General features: G+C 39.9%; 11 protein-coding genes. 6 read left to right on the top strand and 5 right to left on the bottom strand.

Annotated features, from left to right (window positions below; all coding sequences use genetic code 11):
• The first annotated feature begins 18 nt into the window (after positions 1-18).
• Positions 19-1,554 (top strand): M17 family metallopeptidase, encoded by a 1,536-nt coding sequence (locus tag P3J6_RS00565; RefSeq protein ID WP_198521982.1) that lies wholly within the window; start codon positions 19-21, stop codon positions 1,552-1,554.
• 168 nt (positions 1,555-1,722) lie between these two features.
• Here P3J6_RS00565 and P3J6_RS00560 read toward each other — a convergent pair whose 3' ends face one another.
• Both P3J6_RS00560 and P3J6_RS00555 read right to left on the bottom strand, forming a co-directional pair.
• A complete protein-coding gene (locus tag P3J6_RS00560; protein ID WP_109875278.1) occupies positions 1,723-3,360 on the bottom strand; it encodes a methyl-accepting chemotaxis protein in 1,638 nt (545 codons plus the stop codon).
• Between the two features lie 266 nt (positions 3,361-3,626).
• The gene (locus P3J6_RS00555) at positions 3,627-5,852 is read right to left on the bottom strand and encodes a S9 family peptidase (protein ID WP_198521981.1); all 2,226 of its coding nucleotides are present in this window, start codon (positions 5,850-5,852) and stop codon (positions 3,627-3,629) included.
• A gap of 107 nt (positions 5,853-5,959) precedes the next feature.
• On the opposite strand from P3J6_RS00555, the gene P3J6_RS00550 reads away from it, so the two are divergent.
• Entirely contained in the window at positions 5,960-6,358 is a 399-nt protein-coding gene (locus P3J6_RS00550; RefSeq protein WP_010390912.1) for an HIT domain-containing protein, read from the top strand.
• Positions 6,359-6,388: 30 nt separating this feature from the next.
• Positions 6,389-6,919, top strand: coding sequence for a phosphatase domain-containing putative toxin (locus P3J6_RS00545; protein ID WP_010390914.1), 531 nt, complete (start codon positions 6,389-6,391; stop codon positions 6,917-6,919).
• A gap of 61 nt (positions 6,920-6,980) precedes the next feature.
• Here P3J6_RS00545 and P3J6_RS00540 read toward each other — a convergent pair whose 3' ends face one another.
• Complete coding sequence (locus tag P3J6_RS00540) at positions 6,981-8,681, bottom strand: dipeptidyl-peptidase 3 family protein (protein WP_198521980.1); 1,701 nt, start codon at positions 8,679-8,681, stop codon at positions 6,981-6,983.
• A 282-nt stretch (positions 8,682-8,963) separates the two neighbouring features.
• Between P3J6_RS00540 and P3J6_RS00535 the strand changes: the two genes are divergently transcribed.
• On the top strand, positions 8,964-9,803 hold the full coding sequence (locus P3J6_RS00535; RefSeq protein ID WP_198521979.1) for an HDOD domain-containing protein: 840 nt from the start codon (positions 8,964-8,966) through the stop codon (positions 9,801-9,803).
• A 67-nt stretch (positions 9,804-9,870) separates the two neighbouring features.
• On the opposite strand, the gene rdgC is transcribed toward P3J6_RS00535, so the two are convergent.
• Together rdgC and P3J6_RS00525 are read right to left on the bottom strand one after the other, a co-directional pair.
• Complete coding sequence (rdgC, locus tag P3J6_RS00530) at positions 9,871-10,782, bottom strand: recombination-associated protein RdgC (RefSeq protein ID WP_010390919.1); 912 nt, start codon at positions 10,780-10,782, stop codon at positions 9,871-9,873.
• Between the two features lie 63 nt (positions 10,783-10,845).
• On the bottom strand, positions 10,846-12,612 hold the full coding sequence (locus tag P3J6_RS00525; RefSeq protein ID WP_138605186.1) for a sensor histidine kinase: 1,767 nt from the start codon (positions 12,610-12,612) through the stop codon (positions 10,846-10,848).
• A 367-nt stretch (positions 12,613-12,979) separates the two neighbouring features.
• Here P3J6_RS00525 and P3J6_RS00520 point away from each other — a divergent pair, with 367 nt between their 5' ends.
• Together P3J6_RS00520 and thrA are read left to right on the top strand one after the other, a co-directional pair.
• Complete coding sequence (locus P3J6_RS00520) at positions 12,980-13,348, top strand: response regulator (RefSeq protein ID WP_138605184.1); 369 nt, start codon at positions 12,980-12,982, stop codon at positions 13,346-13,348.
• A gap of 228 nt (positions 13,349-13,576) precedes the next feature.
• A complete protein-coding gene (gene thrA, locus P3J6_RS00515) occupies positions 13,577-15,994 on the top strand; it encodes a bifunctional aspartate kinase/homoserine dehydrogenase I (protein ID WP_198521978.1) in 2,418 nt (805 codons plus the stop codon).
• The last annotated feature ends 9 nt before the right edge of the window (positions 15,995-16,003 follow it).

Raw genomic sequence — 16,003 nt, 5'->3', positions numbered from 1 at the left:
CTAACAGGATCCTTTTTTATGGCATATCCAAAAGCAGTGCTGGCTCAGCCAGTAAGTGCAAGCCTAGATTGTGCATCACACGATGCACTAATTATTATCAGCGATGACTTTTCTCATTTACCAAATACGCCTCTGCGTGATGCAATTTTAAATCAAGCTCAAGTAGACTCTCGCATAGGTAATCAAGTTACCTTGCTAGTAATTGCCGGTAAACGTGTTGTATTAGCCCCAACAGGCCCTTTAAATAGAGATTATGATGATGTACGTCGCTATTTTGATGCGGCTAAATTAGCCATTAACGAGGCTAAAGCGTCAGGCAGTGTTAACCCCGCTATTTACTTACCTGCTTTAAATACCGACAGCCGTTACCAACACGCGCTGGAAGTGGCCTATTTAGGCGCATGCCAAGCATTATGGCAGCCTCTTGAAGCACGTGAATTTCATGGTCATGGTATTGAGCCAATTACTCAAATCGGTTTAATTGATGCCAATGAGCAAACGATTAAAGCAGTCAATGCATTAGCAGCTGGACAATATGCTGCACGTGATTTATGTGGTACCGAGCCTGAACGTATGGCACCACCACGCTTTGCTGATTACTGTAGCGAACTATTTAATAATAGCGCAGTGAACGTTGATGTGATTGATGACTTGGCTGCCATTGATAAACACTATCCGATGCTAAGTACTGTCGCTCGTGCATCTTATGCAGTAGAGCGTCATCATCCACGCGTTGTTAAACTTGAATATGTACCAGAGGGTGAAGTAACGCGCACACTGATGTTTGTTGGTAAAGGCTTAGTTTATGACACAGGCGGTGCAGATTTAAAAGTAGGCGGCTACATGGCAGGTATGAGCCGAGATAAAGGCGGTGCGGCTTCTGTGGCTGGATTTATGAAAGCAGTTGCTGATTACCAGCCTAAAGGCGTTAAAGTGATTGCCTTTTTAGCAGTGGTACGTAACTCAATTGGTTCAGATTGTTTTGTTCCTGATGAAATCATTACTAGCCGTGAAGGTGTGCGAGTGCGCATTGGTAACACTGATGCCGAGGGGCGTCTAGCGATGGGTGATTTACTTAGTGAAATGAAAGATTTGGCTGTAAACGAAATAAACCCAACGCTGTTTACTGTGGCTACTTTAACAGGGCATGCTGCACGTGCGATGGGACCATATGGTGCTTATGTAGAAAATGGGCCAGCACGTAGTGCTAATATTTCACGTCAATTAGCTGATTGTGGTGATTTATGGGCTGACGGTGCTGAAGTATCACGCTCACGTCGTGAAGATTATGACTTTATAAAACCACGTACTTTAGCCGATGATGTGCTTTCTAGTAATAATGCGGCTTCTGCCGTCACAGCGCGCGGTCATCAATTCCCTATGGCATTTTTAGCTGTGGTAGGCGGGTTAGATAAGCATGGTAATGAGTCTACTTTACCACTTCCTTATGTGCATATGGATATTGCCGGTAGTGGTGTTGAAGGTGGTGATTGGCAACATGGTAAACCAACTGCGGCCTCAGTAAGCAGTTTGTTTGCCCGCTACTGTTTATAATTATCTATAAATAAGTCTAAAAAGCCCTGAAAATCAGGGCTTTTTAATTGGTGAAAGGTATTAATTAACCTGAACTTTGGTTAAGAGGTTTACTAACGCATTGAATCAAAATGATATTTATGTTTAATTTTCTCTAGCTTGAGATAGATTTATTATCCGGAATTCAGGTTAACTCAGCTTAAAGCGCGATACCACGCTAGATAATTCAACACTGCTTTGTTTGAGTTTGTCGCTGGCAAGGGTTAAATCCTTCGTATTACCTAATGATTGCTCCGTTGATTGCGATAGATCGTTAATTCTTAAGTTCACTTCATCTGCGGCCGATGTTTGCTGCTCTGTTGCTCTTGCAATTTGGCCGTTCATATCGGTGATCACCGATACTAACCTGTCTATTTCATCCAGTGATGTATTTGCTGAAGAGGCTTGTTCAACCGTAGAAATAGAAATTTCTTGGCTAGATTTTACCGCCTCAACTGCGGCTTTAGCGCCTTCTTGCAGTTTAGCTATCATGGCTTGAATTTCATCAGTGCTTTTACCTGTTCGACTTGCTAAGGTTCTTACTTCATCGGCTACGACGGCAAAGCCTCTACCATGCTCACCTGCCCGTGCAGCCTCAATGGCTGCATTGAGTGCCAACAGGTTAGTTTGCTCTGCAATACTTCTTATTACATCAAGCACCGAGCCAATATTATTACTCTCTTGAGCAAGATCAGCGGTTACTTTGCTTACGGTTTCTATATTACTCGAGAGGGTTTCAATGGCGGTAATCGTTTTAGATACCACATTTTTACCCGTTGATGCATTACTGGCAGTATCATTTGCGGCTTGTTCAGCGGCTTCGGCATTACGGCTAACATCATGAATTTGATGAGTCATTTCCTCCATTGCAGCGGCTACTTGGGTGCTACTGTCGTTTTGAAGCTCAATAAACGACTGGCTGGTTTTGCTAGAATCATCTACAGCATGGGCATGCTCGTTTACATCGTTTGCGCTTTTGGCGACTAGTACTAAAGACTCTCTAATTTTAGAGACAAATAAATTAAATGATCTCGAAAGTTGAGATATTTCATCATTACCATTTTCGTTGAGAGTACGAGTTAAATCCCCCTCACCTTGAGAGATATCTTTCATCATCTGCGCTGCTAAACGAGTCGGCGTTAAAATGCTTCGGCCAATAAAGTAGCTAAATAACACCACCACAATAATCATAATAACAACGTTGATAATGATGATAGTGCGCTGCTGCGAAAAGGCACTGTCTATGGTATCAAGATAAACTCCCGAGCCGATTATCCATTGCCACTGATCAAAACCTTTAACAAACGCAATTTTATCTACGGGGTTGTCATTACCGGGCTTTGGCCATTTATAAGGCACATAACCTTCGCCGGATTGTTTTACAACGCTAACCATCTCAACAAATAACGGGGTGCCATCAGGGTCTTTATTATTAGTTAAATCTTTTCCCTCAAGAGCTGGCTTTATTGGGTGCATTACCATGGCTGGCTGATAATTGTTGATCCAAAAATAGTTAGTATCATCGTAACGCAATGAGCGTATTGAGGCGATTGCTTGAGACTGTGCTTGTTGGCGAGTAAGAGTTTGGTTTTGTTCAAGGGCTGCATAGTGCTTAATAGTACTATATGCAGTTTCTACCACATTTTTAGTTTTAAGGTATTGCTCGTTTTTGAGCGCTTGGTATTGGTTACTCAAGCTCGAAATACTCAATACAATTAAACCAAATATTACAATCCCTACTAAAATGGCTAGACGTTGAAATATAGTAAAACGACGGAGATTTAGCATAAACATGTTCCTGTATAAGAGCATTACTTCTCTTTAATAAGCATAGTTAAAATATAGGCTAATAGAGCTTTATTTTCATAATATTGAATTTTTATATTTAGTTGTTAGCGGTTAATTTAAATACAATACAAGTTGCGCGCTCAGGCTTAGATTTTTAGTTACCCTATGCTTAAATGGATTTAATTATTGTTTGTTGACGTTTCAATATATCTTATTTGCATAAAAAAAGGCTGATACTTGTATCAGCCTTTAGTCGAATAACTTAGTTAGTTTGTATTAAAATTACGGTTAAAGAAGTTAGTAATAGTTTGATGTAAATGAGTTTGAACTTGTTTACCGCGAAGACTATGTTTTGAGCCTGGGTAAGTCATCATTTCAAACTGTTGATTGTTATCTTGCAGCTGTTTAAACAATTTTGTTGCATGGGTAAACAACACGTTGTCATCGGCCATACCATGGTAAATCATTAATGGGCCTTTAAGGCCTTCAGCATATGGGAAAACAGCACTGTCGGTATAACCTTGCGCATTTGTATCAGGGTGACCCAAGTAACGCTCGGTGTAGTGAGTATCGTATAAGGCCCAGTCAGTTACAGGAGCGCCAGAAACACCGGCACTAAAGTAATCGCCTGCTTTAAACATGGTCATTAGCGCCATATAACCACCGTAGCTGTGACCATAAATACCAATGCGTGCAGGGTCTACGTAATCAAGTGTACGTAAAAACTCAACGCCTTTAATCTGATCAGCTACTTCAACAACACCTAAATTTTTATATATTGCATCTTCAAACTTTTTACCACGATTGTAAGAGCCGCGGTTATCTAGTTGAAAAATAACATAACCTTGTTGCGCCATATATTGAAAGTATAAGTTTTTACTACGCCAGCTATTAGTTACTCGCTGAGCATGAGGGCCGCCATACACGTTAACAATAACTGGGTGCTTTTTACCCTTAGCCATGTTTGTAGGTTTAAATAAACGGTAATGCATAACTTGGCCATCTTCAGCGGTAATAGTACCGTACTCAGGCTTTGCTAAATCGGTTAAAAAGGGAGTTAGTGGGTGAGAGTCGTCTAGTTTATTCTCTTCAAGCCACGTAATAAACTCTCCATTGATTTTGCGCAGCGCTGCTGAATTTGGCTTATTCACCGATGAACTAGTGTCAATGAAGGTTTTGTTATCTTTTGCCAGTACAACATTGTGGTATTGGCCTTTTTCAGTAATGCGCTTAATTGCCCCTTTTTTAAATAAAGGCGCACTGTATAAGTGACTTTCAAGCGCAGTATCTTTACGCGCTGCAAAGTAAACTATACCATTTTTTTCATCTACGCCTTTTAAGCTATCAACAACCCAGTCACCAGTAGTTATTTGACGAATAAGTTGGCCATTATTAGCATACAAATAAAGGTGCTTAAATCCATCTCGCTCCGAGGCCCACACAAAATGTTTTTTATCTTTTAAAAACTCAAGATCAAAATGTAGGTTTATCCAAGTATCGCTTTTTTCAGTTAATGCGACGGTTTGCTGTTTTGTTTTACTGTTGTAAAAGCGTAATTCTAAATTGTGCTGAGAACGGTTTTGCCATTGGTAAGACAGGGTGTTACTGTCGTTTAACCATTTAGCACGAGCGATATAAATATCTTTATCTTCACCTAAGTCAACCCAGTCAACTGCTTGGTCATTAAGTTTTACAACACCAAGTTGAATGTCAACATTGTTAGTGCCAGTAAATGGGTAACGCTGATTAAATAGCTTTACTTCATCAGCATAAATTTCGTTACGAATTGCTTCTCGAACAGGGCTTTCATCAACGCGAGTAAAGGCGATTTTAGATTCATCATTTGCCCACCAATAACCGGTCATGCGGCTCATTTCTTCTTGCGCCACAAATTCGGCCATACCGTTTTTAATAACGCCACCGCCATCTTTACTTAATTGAATTTCTTTACCAGATGCCAGTTCTAATGCGAAGAGGTTTTGCTCACGAACAAACGACACAAAATTCCCTTTTGGAGAAAAGCGCGCATCGGTTTCAAATGCTTCAGTGTTAGTCAGCTTTTTACTATTTTTTGTTTTTAAGTCGAAGTAATAAAGGTCGCCATTAAGAGGAAATAATAACGCTTTACCATCTTTTGACCATTTGTATTCAAGAATACCTTTACCAAAAATACGCTGGCGTTCACGGCGTGCTTTTTCTTCATCTGACAGGTTTTCTGGGCCTGAAAATAATTGCGCTGAATCAACGAGCAATCGATTGGTGTTATCTTTTAAATTATATTCCCATAAATCATAGCGGTTATAGTCATCTGCTTTACCTTGTAAGTAGGTAACACGGCTACCATCGGGAGAAAACTTAAGTTGTACCGGAGATTTGCCAGCTAAGCTTGGATCATCAAATATGCGCTCAAGCGTTAACGGCTTTGCTTGAGCGCTTAACGCGCCCGCCATCAGGGGGATTGCCAGTGAGAGGTGTTTTAGTTTTTTTAACACAGGATTGCCTTTACTTACATAAAATTACCTCCGATGGTAAAGCACAAGCGTGTGCAACTGCAACTAAATGCTATAAAGTGTGAAGTAAAATAACCTAAGGATTTAACATGCGCGAAACATCATTTACCTTAGCCCCAGAGCTGACAAGAGATTGTATTGAACTGGCCGATTGGCCTCTTTGTAAGGTATTACTACTAAATGACAGCCAATACCCATGGTTTATATTAGTTCCTAGAATAGCGGGTTTAAAAGAGATAATAGATTTAACCGAGCAGCAACAAATTACTTATTTACAAGAGTCGGCTAAGCTCAGCCATTTATTAATTGAGGTGTTTAATCCTGATAAGTTAAATGTGGCCGCGCTTGGCAATATGGTTCCGCAATTACATATTCATCATATAGCGCGTTTTAAAACAGATATTGCATGGCCTGCGCCGGTATGGGGCAAGTTTCCAAGTGTCCCTTATACTAATGAGCAGATAGAGCAATTAAAAACGCATTTTTAAAATCAGAATGGGTTATTTTGAGGGGATAGTATGAAATTAATAAAACAACTCTGCACTAGTGTATTTATAGCAGCCATTGCTGTTTCAACAGTAATAGCGAGCGAGCAGCCGGTAGCTACGGATGTGGTAAATAACGTTAGCATTAAAAACTTTGCAGCACATAACAACCTGGTTTTTTCAGCAGCGCAACCGACTAAAGAGCAGTTTAAGCAATTATCGCAAGCCAAGGTAAAGCATGTTATTAATTTACGTGCAGCAGATGAGCAAGACTGGGATGAAGGCGCGTTAGTCAACTCTTTAGGAATGAGCTACCACGCAATTGAGATTGCGGGTGCAAAAGACGTAAACACTGATAATGCAAAGCAGTTAGCCAATCTTTTAGAGCAACTTAAAGGTGAGTCGGTGGTTGTTCATTGTGCAAGTAGCAACCGTGTTGGCGCGTTAATGGCTATTTCAGCCCACCAGCAAGGTACAGATATAGAGTCTGCGATTGAAATCGGTAAGCAGTGGGGAATGGCAAGCCTTGAACCGGTTGTACGCAAAGTGGTGAATGACAAATAAGCATACTGATAAGTAATAAAAAAGCGTTACAATGTAACGCTTTTTATTTAATTAGCTTTTGTTAATTAAGGCCAAGCACATCTTTACCTTGTTTGAAGGTCACATCTACAGGGATGTTCGCTTTGCTTAACTTTTCTAAGTCTTTAGCAAGTTCCGATTTAATATCGCCATGAGTGGCAATGAGTTGATCTACTTTTTCGTAATCACCGTCACCTTGTAGAGTTAAAATAAGGCGCGATAATTTTGCCATGGCATCACCCATTTTATCCATGTTGATGCTGTATAGCCCATCTTCATTTTTGGAAAAAGCACCTTCTTGAGCAAAAAAGTTAAAGCGGATCATGTTTGCTTTACCATGTGCACTTGAGGCACCGAAACGTACTGAGCGGAAAATACCCGCCATAAAGGTGGTGTAGTAATCTTCTAACGTCCCTTCAGTGATCTCACCTTTTTTAAGTAACTGTTCAACCATGTATAGACCAAGAATATCGGCTTTACCTTCTTCTAAAGCACTAGCGTGTTCTTGAAGTGATTGGCGAACGGTACCTTTACCCGTTAAGGTGTTTTTAATCCCTAAACCGTGAGCCACTTCATGGAACATGGTATTGGCAAAAAATGCATCAAAGGTAATGTGTTTGCGTTGCTCTGGCACAATTAACTGCTCTGAGATAGGCACTAAAATTTTATCAAACTTCGCACGCATTGCGTTTTTAAGCTGTAAACGACGTGTGCCTTTTTCTAATTGCACTTGCTCATCATTGGGCAAGTTAATTGCAATGGTTTTACTGCCAGCATTTGAGTGCCCAGCATAATAAACAACATCATAGGCATTTAAGTCGGCATCTGAGCCCGGTACTTCTTGCTTGTATTTGCTATCGACAGGTAAGCCTTTTTGCAGCTCAGGTAAAAACGCTGCAAATTTCGCTAGTCGCTCGCTCCACTTTAAATCTTTAATAAGAACATACGATTCATAAGCTGCGCGGTAACCAAATAATTGGTCTTCGTAGTTTTCAATTGGGCCAATAACGACATCAATTGGATTATTTTTCATATCCATCCAAGCGAAGTCAGAGGCTTGGAAGTCATCGCTTTGTATTGCGTCAGCTCGTAAGTTTAAGTAGTTGGCGAATTCTTGATCGTCGGCTAGTTTGCTGGCTTCTCTAAGTAACTCAGCAGCTTGAGCAAGCTCTACGGCATATTCTTCTGAATAAGGAGTGCTGTATAAGTTGCCTAGTTCATCACGTTTAATCAGTGAGTAAAGCCCTGTTTTATCTTTTACATCAGCGTTATTAAGCTCTTCTTTGGTGATGTCGGCTGGGTAAAAGCCTGCACCAAGCGGCTTTTCTTTATAGCCAGATAAGAATACTTCATCGCCGTTTAAGCGATCCCATGGGCCATAGTTAATATCAGCAAACTGACGTACTTTTTCATCATCTAGTTGTGCTAAAAAGTCTTTTTTATCTTTACCAAATGCTTGCTTCCAGAATAAATCATCCATAATTTTTGAAGCATCAATAAGTTTAGCTACCATAGCTTTTTGATTGTCAGACAAGTGTGATAAGTCACTTTGTAAACTAAAGTCTGTATATATGTCTAAGCGTTGACGGTCAATATTAACAAGCGCTGGCCCAGAAGGCGTTTGAGAAGCCGTTGGCGCTGAGCTTTGCGGCGTATTACTTGAAGACGGTGCTTGCTCAGAGCAGGCACTAAGAAAAACGATGCCAGAGAGCAGTATTGCTTGGCTAATTTTATTTAAGATCATTATATTGCCTTTAAAAAGTCTATTTTATAACTTGTATACTGTAAGTTAAGGTACTGAAAGCGTGTTAATGTGCCTTAGCATGTTTGCATTAAAGCAAAACACACTAGCAAATAGCAAGTATTAGGCGTTAGTGCGCATAAATCAGTGGGGCACTAGTAAATAATCAATAATTATCTACAATTTTTTCTACTTTGGGTATATGTTTAGTACTGCTAAGCTTTGAAATAATTAATAATATAAGACTTGCTGTAAAGTGTAGGTCATTAAGCAAAGGGATATTTTATGTCTACAGAAAATGCCTTACTCACAATTTTGGTTGACAGAATTAACAACGACACACTGGTGTTACCTACGTTACCAGAGGTAGCTATTAAGGTTCGTCAAGCCGCTGACAATCCAGATGTAAATTTAATGCAAATGTCAGATGCAATAGCACATGACCCTGCACTGTCTGCGCGAATGATTAAAGTAGCAAATAGTGCCATTATGGGCCGTGCTGTAAAGGTGTCTAACTTACATCAAGCAGTGACACGTATTGGCTTGAGACAAATAAAAAATATAGCTACAGCCATGGCAATGGAGCAGCTGTTTGTATCTAATAATGAGCTAATAAAGGGATACATGGGCAAGGCGTGGCAAAAAACGCTGCATGTGGCCTCGCATTCTATTTCATTGATGGAGTTTTATTTAAAAAGAAATACTCACACTTCGCTTAACCGTGATGCCATTACACTAGCTTCATTGGTTTATAATATTGGGGTGTTACCGATTTTAACTGAGGCTGAGCGACACCCAGAAGTGTTTGCCAATCCGAGTTTTTTAGCGCACGCAATTCAACGCTTAAGCGGTAAAATTGGCGGCTCAATTATGAAAGCATGGGAATTCCCAGACGTGTTTGCAGAAGTTGCACAGCACTGGGCAGATGTTAACTATCGCTCTACTGAAGTGAGTTATATCGACTTCATTCGCATTGGTGCAATCCTTGAGGGAACCCTACAAGTATCAGATAAATCTGCGGCGCTACAAACTTATATTGATAAAGGCATTTTTCCTTCATTAGAAATGTTAGAGAATGAGGAATACTTGCACATGGTTGAAGACGTAAAAGAAATGTTTAGCTAAATTTTTGAACAATAAAAAGCACGATTAGTATCGTGCTTTTTATTTGTAATACTATTTAATAAAGCTTTTACGCTAAATCGTCTGCATCACCTAAGCCTTGAGTAAGCTCTTCAAGAAGCTGTTTAATTTCCTCAGATGCAAGAATAAAGTCAGCGTCTAGTTTAACCGCCATATCTTCTTTAGGAATATCGGCATTTTCTTCTTTAAGTGTTTCGCTATAGCTTAAACGTTTAATTGAACCATCGTTTTGTAGCATAAACTTAACGCGTTCTTGCCAATCCAAGGCAAGCTTAGTGACGCGTTTACCACTTTCAAGGTGCGATTTTACTTCGTCACACGCTAAGTCATGGCCTTTAAGCTTAACTTGGGCTCCACTGTCATCCGCTTCTTCAAGCTCAGCATCAGAGCCTATAGCGAAGCCCTCTGGAGTACTAAAGTTAGTAAGCCAGTCAGTTAAAAACACATCTAAATCATAGTTAGCAAACGCAGGAACAACGGGTAGCGTACCTAATGATTTACGTAGTAACGCCAGAAGCTCTTCAGCTTTATTAAAGCTTGCGCTATTAACTACAACCCAACCATTTTCCTGGTCTATGAACGCAAACTGTAGGCTCGACTTTTTAAATGCTTGTGGCAGTAGCGTGTGCAAGATGTTTTCTTTTAATTCATCTTTTTCTTTTTTCTTTACTGGTCGATTTTCTTCAGCTTCAATCTGATCAACCTTCTCTGCAACAAGCTCATTTATTACAGATGCCGGTAACACTTTCTCTTCACGCTTGGCACACACTAAAATGCTTTTTTGTGAAAAGTGAGACAAAGTTTCACCATGTTTACCAAATGCTTTTGTCCAGCCAAATGTCGCCAACTCTTGGCCAGTACATGGACGAAATAGATCTTGTTCTAACGCCTTGTCAAAGTCTTCTTGAGTGTACGAAACGTCTTGTTTAAAGCGATAGCATATAAGGTTACTAAACCACATAGGGAAATGATCCATTTAAAAAATTTGTGCAATCATAGCAATAAAAGCCGCTTCTAGAAACGGCTAATCGAGTTTAAAAAGTGGCAGGGGGGATGACATATTTTTAGGGAACGAAATTCGGTAATGTAACCCTTGGTCGGGTTCACTGCTGACTTCAATTTTGCCATTGAGTGTTTGTTTTACGAGGTTAAAAATAATGTGAGCACCTAAGCCGCTGCCACCTTCATCACGCTTTGTGGTGAAGAATGGGTCAAATAAACGCTTAAGTTGTGCCGGTTTCAACCCGATACCATTATCTTGGTAATTAATGACTAAGTCGTTTTCATCGGTATTTACATCTATGGTAATTTGGCCACTGTTTATATTTTCAAAGCCATGCAGTAATGAATTCATAATTAAGTTAGTAAATATTTGGCTGATCACCCCCGCAGGTAAATTAATAATTAAATCATCAGGGCAATGCAGGCGAATGCTATGGGATGTTTTTTTAATTTGCGGATGTAAAGAACGTATAACCTCATTAATGTAATCCTTAAAGTTAATGGTTCTTAGCGCCTCACTGGCTTGATCAACTGCGATTTGTTTAAAGCTGGTGATTAAGTCAGATGCGCGCTCTAAATTGTGAGAGAGTAGCTGAGCACTTTGTGCAGCATCATTAATAAAGCTCTCCAGTGCTGAAGAGGATAGCGATTTGTTTTTAAACGCAGTTTCTATTTCAGTTAAACGCTCATGTAAAAATGAAGTCGCAGTTACGCCGATACCAATAGGGGTATTAATTTCATGAGTAATACCCGCCACTAAACCGCCTAATACCGCCATTTTTTCTGAGCCAACAAGCTGCTCTTGCGCAAAGCTTAGTTCATCGAGTGAGTTTTGTAGTTGGGTTTGTTTACTTAGCAGCTCTTGCTCAGTTTGCTTTCGTAGGTCAACTTCTTCAGTTAATACTGCTTTTTGGCGTTCGAGTTCATATTTTTGTTGCTGTAGGTCGATCATTGCTTGGCTAAGGTTTGATGTTTTACGCGCTACATCTTGTTCAAGCTGCAAATTTTGTTGATCTAGTTTTTGATTACTTTCGATTAGGTCATTCTGGGTTTGCTTTAACTCTTTTTTATACTCAACAACTTTAGAGATCAAATTGTTAAAAGAGCGCTCCATTACTTTTAGTTCGTTATTTTCGTCAGTGACAATTTTAACGCGCTGGCCATCGAGCTCTTCTAATTCAAGGTATTCAATTTGTTCAGTAAGTTGTGTGAGTGGCTCCGTTAGCAGCTTTCTAAATGCGATTAAAAACAAGATGATTAAAAAGGTGGTTTTAATCATGGCGTTGCCAATTAAAAAGTAAATAGAGAGCATGATGCGACTAAAGATCACGTCGCGGCTAGAAAATAAAGTCACATCACCTACTTGGGTGGCGCGACCTGAAAATTCAAAAATAAGCGGAAATGTATAACCAAATAAACCTGCTTTGGCGTCTTCTACAATCACGTCTTCTTGGACAAGTTGCTGACTATATAGGTTGTGAATGTTTAGCGCGCGGCCTAATTGAGAAATAATAGCGCCGTTATCATCACGAATAATAACCCCTTCAACCATAGGTATATCAAGTAATCCTTCTGCGGTTGTTGTGGTTTGTTTTATATTTAACTCCCAAATTGCTCGGGTTAGACTTCTACCAAATGTTTTTTGCAGTGTGCCGAGCTCATCGCGTATGTAATCTTTGGTATTAACATACTCTGCGAAGATTTGTCCGCAGGTCACCACAAAAGTCAGTATAAAATAAACCGATAAAACTCGTGTGAGTAACTTTGTTGAAAGACTTTTTTGCGGCATGAGGGACTTGTATTTCCTTTAATTATTCAACTATTAGTGTACGCTTATAAACATTAGTTAATAAATCATTAAAAATAAACATATATTTTATTATATTGTTATTTTGCGATCTTAAATAAGGATTACCTCATGAACTTAACAATAAAGCATAGTGTGTTTCGCTAGTTTGTTTTCAAATTAGGTAGAATTATTTTGCTAATTTTTATTGTGCATTAATGCACTTTATTGATAACGTTAGTAAAAGATACAGTAAATAACCTGCTCGCTACTTATGTTGGTTATATTTTTGACTTTTTGCTGCCTGAGTAAGCAAATTAATTTTAGCGTGGGTTTAGGTGTTTTATATGAGTTTAATTAAATTGTCATTATGATGCGTTTTTCTATTTTAGTCTGTGATGACTCAACTGTTGCTCGTAAACAAGTGATCCGCTGTTTAAATGAGTGTATTGATGCTGATATTCAACAGGCAACCAATGGTAAAGAAGCCTTGGCGTTATTACACCATAAGCATTTTGATCTCTTATGCCTCGATTTAACCATGCCTGAAGTGGATGGGATTGCAGTGCTTGAGCAGGTCAAAGCAAATAAAATAGAAACTTATGTATTGGTAATTTCTGCAGATATTCAACAAAAAATGCGAGATCGCGTAGCGCAACTCGGCGCAATCGATTTTATTCACAAACCGATTAATAAAGCACAACTTAACGACGTTTTGCATAAGTTTGGCATTTATTAATAAAATTCATGATGAAAAAGACTGTTTTATCTTCTAATTTAGGGTTGACAGAATAGCCTTTGTTAAGGCAGTCTTAAGCTATGAAAACATTTAGTCTTGTAACGACCATTATTATTACAACCACCATTCTTACTGGATAGTGGCATAGGTCGGTGCAACAAATTTAAAGGCCTGTGTTCACTTAGAACACAGGCCTTTTTTCGTTTTATGGAATGAGGAAACATAAAAATGCGCGTTTTAAAATTTGGTGGCTCATCGCTCGCTGACTTTGCCTGTTTAGAGCAAGTAGCTGCTCTGGCTAAGGCACAATTAAAAGATGAAATGTTACTGGTGCTTTCAGCGCCTGGCGGTATGACAGATTCGCTTGTTGCGCTGGCTAGTGCCGCAGAGCAGGGGCTGGATTTCAACCCGTTGTGGGATGCACTTGTTACCCGCTGCAATGCTTTAAAAGCAGCTGTAGAGGAAAGACAAGGAACAGTTCAAAACTGGCCAGACTTTAACGAATTGAAAAATAAGCTTGATGGGGTTGCACTTATTAAGTGTTGCCCAGACAAAATCAGGGCTTTTATTATTAGCTTTGGTGAACGTGTTAGCGTATCGCTAATGCAAAGCTTACTAGCCGATCATAACGCGCATTATTTACAAGCAACAGACTGTATTGTTTCAACGGGTGGACACATTGACGCTGAGGCCGATTTAGTCGCCAGTAAAGCCCGTTTTCAAGCGGTACTAAAAGAGTCGCCAGCAACGGTTTACATCATGCCTGGATTTACTGCAAGTAATGATAAAGGTGAGCTTACAACACTTGGTCGAAATGGCTCTGATTATTCAGCGGCGATTGCTGCAGCGTGTTTAGAGGCGCAAGTGTGCCAAATATGGACTGACGTTGATGGTGTATACAGCGCCGATCCGCGTTATATCAAAAAAGCCACTAAGGTTGATTTCCTATCTTACAAAGAGGCGATGGAGCTTTCTTATTTTGGCGCTAAAGTGTTGCACCCTAAAACTATCCTACCGTGTGCAAAAGCTGGAGTGCCATGCGAAATTAAAAACACTCATAACCCAGATGCGCAAGGCTCACTAATTAGTAACGATACGGTATCTGATGAACCAGTAAAAGCACTCTCAAGCCTACAAAACTTAGCTATGTTGACCGTTTCGGGCCCTGGTATGAAGGGCAAAGTGGGCATGGCATCGAAAGTATTTAATGCATTAGCGCATGATAACGTGTCAATCGTCCTGATCACTCAATCATCATGTGAATTTAGCATCAGTTTTTGTGTTCATGAAAGTGATTTAAATCTAGCGTTAAATGCGTTGCAAGTAGCCTTTGACTTAGAGTCAAAAGCAGGCCTAATTGAGCCGGTAAATGTGCAACGTAATTTAGCAATTGTAACGCTAGTGGGCGATAACATGCGCGCACATAAAGGCTTAGCTGCTAAGTTTTTTGCATCGCTTGCTCAAGCACAAGTAAACATTGTTGCCATAGCGCAAGACTCAACTGAAAGCGCTATTTCTGCGGTTATTGATGGTGAGTTGTGTAATGACGCGGTTAAAATCTGTCATGAAAACTTTTTCACTCATGTGCCTTCAATCGATGTGTTTTTATTGGGATGTGGCTTAGTCGGTCAAGAGCTAATAAACCAGCTTGAACGTCAACAAGCATGGCTTGAAAAGCGTAATATTAAATTAAACCTATACGGTGTGGCTAATTCTCGTCAATTACACCTTGATGGTGAAGGCATTGCTTTTGATGATTGGCAACAAAAACTAACGCAATCAGAGCAAGCATTTGATTTAAAATTAGTAGAACAGTTTGTTAAGCAAAACCACTTGGTTAACCCTGTGCTAGTTGATTGTACTTCATCAGATGCCTTGGCTTCGCAATACGTCGATTTTTTAAATGCGGGTTTCCACGTTGTGGCTGCCAATAAAAAAGCCACCACGAGCTCATATACGTATTACCAAGATTTAATAGCAGCTACACATAAAAATAATCGTAAGTTTTTATACGAAACTAACGTAGGTGCAGGTTTACCTGTAATCGATAACTTGCAATCGTTGTTTGGTGCCGGCGATGAATTACTTGAGTTTAGTGGTATTTTATCGGGCTCACTTTCATATATGTTTGGTGCCCTTGAAGATGGTTTATCACTCTCTGAGGCAACAATTAAGGCAAAAGAAAGCGGCTTTACTGAACCCGATCCTCGCGATGACTTATCGGGAACAGACGTAGCACGTAAACTACTCATTATTGCCCGCGAAGCAGGCATGCAATTAGAGCTTAGTGATATAGAAGTGGAGTCGGTGTTACCACAAGGCTTCGCCCAAGGTGACAACGTTGAGCAATTTATGGCAAAACTACCAAGCCTGGATACCGGCTTTAACGACCGTATTCAAAGTGCAGCTAGTGAAAGTAAAGTACTTCGCTATGTAGGCACAATTAAAAATGGCCACTGTAAAGTAGGTATTGAAGCGGTAGATTCATCACATGCATTAAGTGTAATTCGTGATGGTGAAAATGCGCTGGCTATTTTAAGTCAATACTACCAACCGCGTCCCTTTGTTATCCGTGGTTATGGCGCAGGCTCTGCAGTAACAGCTGCGGGTGTATTTGCCGATATTCTTAAAACATTATCACGCTAGGAGGCGGTT

This window comes from Pseudoalteromonas sp. 3J6, assembly GCF_903995135.1.
Classification (GTDB): domain Bacteria; phylum Pseudomonadota; class Gammaproteobacteria; order Enterobacterales; family Alteromonadaceae; genus Pseudoalteromonas.
This window is presented reverse-complemented; position numbering and strand designations above follow the sequence as displayed.

Excerpts from the sequence above, each read along its gene's own strand:
- P3J6_RS00565 (WP_198521982.1), top strand. The coding sequence starts at position 19 with ATGGCATATCCAAAAGCAGTGCTGGCTCAGCCAGTAAGTGCAAGCCTA.
- P3J6_RS00560 (WP_109875278.1), bottom strand. The coding sequence starts at position 3,360 with ATGCTAAATCTCCGTCGTTTTACTATATTTCAACGTCTAGCCATTTTA.
- P3J6_RS00550 (WP_010390912.1), top strand. The coding sequence starts at position 5,960 with ATGCGCGAAACATCATTTACCTTAGCCCCAGAGCTGACAAGAGATTGT.
- P3J6_RS00545 (WP_010390914.1), top strand. The coding sequence starts at position 6,389 with ATGAAATTAATAAAACAACTCTGCACTAGTGTATTTATAGCAGCCATT.
- P3J6_RS00540 (WP_198521980.1), bottom strand. The coding sequence starts at position 8,681 with ATGATCTTAAATAAAATTAGCCAAGCAATACTGCTCTCTGGCATCGTT.
- P3J6_RS00535 (WP_198521979.1), top strand. The coding sequence starts at position 8,964 with ATGTCTACAGAAAATGCCTTACTCACAATTTTGGTTGACAGAATTAAC.
- rdgC (WP_010390919.1), bottom strand. The coding sequence starts at position 10,782 with ATGTGGTTTAGTAACCTTATATGCTATCGCTTTAAACAAGACGTTTCG.
- P3J6_RS00525 (WP_138605186.1), bottom strand. The coding sequence starts at position 12,612 with ATGCCGCAAAAAAGTCTTTCAACAAAGTTACTCACACGAGTTTTATCG.
- P3J6_RS00520 (WP_138605184.1), top strand. The coding sequence starts at position 12,980 with ATGATGCGTTTTTCTATTTTAGTCTGTGATGACTCAACTGTTGCTCGT.
- thrA (WP_198521978.1), top strand. The coding sequence starts at position 13,577 with ATGCGCGTTTTAAAATTTGGTGGCTCATCGCTCGCTGACTTTGCCTGT.